This window comes from Bacillus sp. JJ1764 (assembly GCF_036962145.1).
Classification (GTDB): domain Bacteria; phylum Bacillota; class Bacilli; order Bacillales; family Cytobacillaceae; genus Neobacillus.
Genome location: NZ_JBALNY010000068.1, coordinates 1 through 3,843 on the forward strand (window position 1 = coordinate 1; position 3,843 = coordinate 3,843).

General features: G+C 38.3%; 3 protein-coding genes. All 3 read left to right on the forward strand.

What is annotated here, in order from left to right:
* Positions 1-273: 273 nt before the first annotated feature.
* The 3 genes from V7083_RS11405 to V7083_RS11415 are packed head-to-tail and all read left to right on the forward strand — an operon-like array spanning position 274 to position 3,585.
* A complete protein-coding gene (locus V7083_RS11405; RefSeq protein WP_335477758.1) occupies positions 274-1,179 on the forward strand; it encodes a putative selenate ABC transporter substrate-binding protein in 906 nt (301 codons plus the stop codon).
* A gap of 16 nt (positions 1,180-1,195) precedes the next feature.
* On the forward strand, positions 1,196-1,954 hold the full coding sequence (locus V7083_RS11410) for a phosphonate ABC transporter ATP-binding protein (RefSeq protein WP_335477760.1): 759 nt from the start codon (positions 1,196-1,198) through the stop codon (positions 1,952-1,954).
* A complete protein-coding gene (locus tag V7083_RS11415; protein ID WP_335477761.1) occupies positions 1,951-3,585 on the forward strand; it encodes a PhnE/PtxC family ABC transporter permease in 1,635 nt (544 codons plus the stop codon). The genes V7083_RS11410 and V7083_RS11415 overlap by 4 nt, the downstream gene beginning before the upstream one ends.
* Positions 3,586-3,843: the final 258 nt, after the last annotated feature.

Here is a 3,843-nt window from a genome sequence, read left to right on the forward strand (position 1 = left end):
CTACTATGCATATTAAAAGATTCAAAAGTTTGAAACAAAACCTTTCTAATTTCCTATAAAAATCTAGCCGTAATTGGAAAAACTCTATTATGATTTTAAACAAATGAATTTGTATTTATCGGAAATTCATTTGATTTGTCATATAACATATCGATAAAATCGATTTAATGACAATGAACAAATAGATAAATTGAATTTAAACTAGGTATAGCTCCATTTATAATGAGTAAGGTTATGATTATATTCTAATATACAGCTAAGGAGAAATTGCATATGAAAAAATGGCTTTCTATTCTCGTTCTTGCGATGCTTGTCTTTTCATTAGCCGCATGTGGCCAAAAAGATGAAAAGAAAAGTGAAGGTAAAAAAGAATCCACTCCAAAAACGGACGAGGTCTTCAAAATTGGAGCGATTCCTGACCAAAATGCAGCTGACCTTGATAAAGGAATGACAGCAACTGCTAAATATTTAAGTGAAAAAACAGGGTTAAAAGTTGAATTTGTCCCTTCTGTTGATTATTCAGCCTTGGTTACTGCTTTCCAACGCGGTGAAATTCATATGGCTTGGTTTGGCGGCTTAACGAGTGTTCAAGCAAGAAACCTGGTCCCAGATGCAGAATCGATTGTCCAACGTCCTCGCGACGCGGAATTCCATTCCGTATTTATTACTCAGGCAAATTCCAATATTACAAAATTGGCGGATTTAAAAGGTAAATCGTTTACCTTTGGTAGTGAAAGCTCCACCTCAGGCCACTTAATGCCACGCTACTACCTTACTGAAGCAGGTATTAATCCGGATCGTGACTTTGACGGTAAACCTAATTATTCTGGTTCCCATGATGCAACCTACAAATTAGTTGAATCCGGTGCATTTAAAGCAGGTGCTTTAAATGAAGCTGTATGGCAGGCTGCTGTTAAAGAAGGAAAAGTTGATGGTAATAAGGTGAAAGTATTTTATACCACACCAGCTTATTATGATTACAACTGGACTATAAACAGTAATGTTGAGGAAGTATTTGGAAAAGGCACAAAGAAAAAAGTAAAAGATGCTCTGTTATCAATCACCAGCGAGCAAACTGACATTGCAAATTTATTCCAAACCGATCAATTCGTGGAAACTAAAAATGCTAACTATAAAAAGATTGAAAAAGTTGCAAGAGATTTGAAGATTATTAAATAGAAGGATGAAGTTACAAATGTCTTCAAAAAATAGGATTGAAGCGAAAAACTTAACAAAACACTTTGAGCGGAAGATAGCTTTATCTTCCCTTTCTTTTTCTGTTAAACAGGGTGAATTGATCGCCTTAATTGGTCCAAGTGGTGCCGGAAAGACCACTCTACTGAATTCTATTGCCGGAATTGAACCCATCTCTAACGGAGAATTGCTAATTGATGGCTTCCCCCTTTCCTATTATAAAAAAGGAAAGATTTTCGCAAAAAAAGTGGGGGTTATTCGTCAACAATTCGACCTAATTGGTTCATTGGCTGTCATTCATAATGTATTAGCGGGAAAATTATCAGAATGGAGCACGATCAAATCATTATTTTCTTTGTTGGTTCCCCAGGAAAAAGAGACAGCATTAAAAGCCTTGCAACGAGTGGGATTACAAGGGAAAGAATACGAAATGACTTCCACCCTCTCTGGTGGAGAACAGCAAAGGGTTGCCATGGCCAGATTAATGGTTCAAAATCCGGAAATTATCTTAGCCGATGAACCTGTTGCTTCCCTTGATCCAGCGCGTTCTGAAGATATTTTAGCCATGCTGACTTCTATTGTAAAAGAGAAACAGCTGACCTTAATTACTAGCTTACATTCAGTGGAATATGCCAGAAAATATTTTACAAGAATTATCTCTATGAAGAACGGAGAAATTTTCTTTGATTTGCCAACGGAACAAGTAACTGATCATCTTTTGACACAGCTGTACCACATAAGAAGCGGTGTTAATGAATGAAATTAACTTCTGTTATACGACATCATAACCGCTTTTTACTTTCATTATTGCTAGTCGCCGTATTTGTGTGGAGTCTATTTTCAATAAAATGGAATTCAGATTTAGTCCATTCCGGTGGCATTCCAACCCTTTTACAAATCTTAAAAGGTCTTATTCATCCTGATTTAACCCTTGAAGTATTAGCACTTGGACTGAAATCTGCATGGATTACGCTTGCCTACGCAGTTACCGGAATGTCACTAGCAGTTGTTTATGCGTTTATCGTAGGTACTCTGGCTTCAGGGGTTATCACATCAACCAAAACTTCACGGATCGTATCAAAAATCTGCTTTAGGGGTATTTTAGGATTCACCCGATCCATTCATGAGCTGATCTGGGCATGGCTCTTTGTTGCGGCAATCGGTCTTTCTCCCTACGCGGCGATTTTCTCCCTGGCCATTCCCTATGGGGGAATCCTCGGGCGCATTTTTTCAGATATGTTGAATGATGTTCCTGATGAACCCATTAAATCCCTAAGATCCGCTGGGGCTTCTAAAATTCAAACGTTGATTTATGGATATTTTCCTTTAGTATGGGCTGATATCATCAGTTACACCATGTACCGATTTGAATGTTCCATTCGATCGTCTGCAATCATGAGCTTTGTCGGACTTGGCGGGCTCGGTTATCAAATACAACTGTCCCTCCGAGATTTAAAATATGACCGGGTATGGACCTTTGTCTTTTTCTTGATTGTCTTAGTCATTTTAGTAGATATTTGGAGTAATGTTGTTCGAACATCACTTATTGAACAAAGAAAACAACGCGGCTTCAGTTATACTTGGGGCTCAGCGATTTTTGCACTTTTATTAATCATTTGTTCCTGGTTGTTTATTTTATTGGGAGAACATGCACAATTCTTTGATTTATTTTCCGATAAAAATTATGAAGCAGCCAAACGGTTTTTTGAAGGTTTAATCGGTGTTAATAATCAGCAGCCCGCTTTTTTAGATAGAGAAAGTTGGTCTGCTGCATTAAATCTTACTCTGGAAACATTGGAAATGAGTGTCATGGCCATCGGCTTCTCCACCATTGCAGCATTTCTTACCGTTATCCCGGCAGCCAGAAACATTGCCAACGGACAATTGACTGGTGATAAGAAATGGTACAATTGGATTTTATATGGAATGGTTCGAATAATGTATATTTTCTCCAGGTCGGTACCCGAGCTTGTTTGGGCGATGATGATCATATTTATTTTTAAACCAGGGCTGTTACCGGGTGCCATTGCCCTTGCCTTGCATAACTTTGGCATTCTCGGCAAGCTGTGGGCAGAAGTCATTGAGGATATGGATGCACAACCCATTCGCAATTTAGCTTCGGCCGGGGCTTCCAAACTGGCGGTTCTGTTTTATGGGATCCTCCCCACCGTTTTACCAAGATTTCTGACTTATATTCTTTATCGGTGGGAAGTCATCATGAGAACAACCATAGTGGTTGGTTTTGTTGGTGCAGGAGGTTTGGGAATGGAATTTAAACTGGCAATGAGTTTTTTCCATTACACAGAAATCACTTTGTTGCTCCTTTGTTATATGGTTCTCGTGATAATTGCCGATTTTGCCTCGGAAAGCACGAGAAAGGCTGTCCGATAAAAAAAGTACTAATCAATTCATGGTCTTAATTAACGATTCAGTCTTGTTAACCGTATTAGAATTCAATAATGAGTTCTAATGCGGTTTTTTGTTGCTACAATTTGATGCGCAGCTAGAAATATGCAATATTATGGAAGATGAAAGACAATACATAAGCCATGAAATTGAAAAAGCGTCATTCATCTCGGGGATGAAGGACATTTCTTGATTAATCAACTGAGGAAAGTGGTTTTCATATTGGGGATGAAGGACTTTTCT

What these genes read in the sequence shown, in the direction of transcription:
- V7083_RS11405 (WP_335477758.1), top strand. Translation starts at nt 274, where the DNA reads ATGAAAAAATGGCTTTCTATTCTCGTTCTTGCGATGCTTGTCTTTTCA.
- V7083_RS11410 (WP_335477760.1), top strand. Translation starts at nt 1,196, where the DNA reads ATGTCTTCAAAAAATAGGATTGAAGCGAAAAACTTAACAAAACACTTT.
- V7083_RS11415 (WP_335477761.1), top strand. Translation starts at nt 1,951, where the DNA reads ATGAAATTAACTTCTGTTATACGACATCATAACCGCTTTTTACTTTCA.